Consider the following 534-nt stretch of genomic DNA (forward strand, 5'->3'; position numbering starts at 1 on the left):
GGCGCCGGCGCCGCAGCGCGGCTGGCTGGCGGCGCCGCGCGTGCGGCTGGTGACGCGCTTTCCGCTCGGGCTGTTCCGCGCCTGGAGCTACTGGCAGCCCGATGCGCGGGTGCTGGTGTATCCGGCGCCGGAGTTGCCGGCCCAGCCGCTGCCGGCCGCCGGCGCGGCCAGCGAGGATGGGCATGGCACGGTGGGGCTGGATAATTTCGCCGGCATCCGCAGCTACCAGGCCGGCGATCCGCTGCGGCATCTGGCGTGGCGGCAGATCGCGCGGCTCGATCCGGCGCTGGGCGGGCAGCTGGTGACCAAGCATTTCGAGGGCGGCGCGGTGGCCGAGCTGACGCTGGATTTCGCCGCGCTGCCCTTGCAGCTGGACCTGGAGCGCAAGCTGGCGCGCCTGGCGCGCTGGGTGCTGGAGGCCGAGCAGCGCGCGCTGCCCTACCGCTTCCGCCTGGCGCAGCACGACTACGGCCCGGCCCTCGGCGACGCCCACCGCGCCGCCTGCCTGCGCGCACTGGCCCTGTTCGGCCAGCC

The 534-nt window shown here is 75.8% G+C and carries 1 protein-coding gene; it reads left to right on the forward strand.

Translation table 11 applies throughout. The features are described from left to right. The coding region (locus GJ695_RS29390; protein ID WP_154370610.1) for a DUF58 domain-containing protein at positions 1-534 on the forward strand (534 nt) is incomplete at both ends.

Origin of the sequence: Duganella alba (genome assembly GCF_009674495.1) — a bacterium.
GTDB classification, from domain to species: domain Bacteria; phylum Pseudomonadota; class Gammaproteobacteria; order Burkholderiales; family Burkholderiaceae_D; genus Rugamonas; species Rugamonas alba.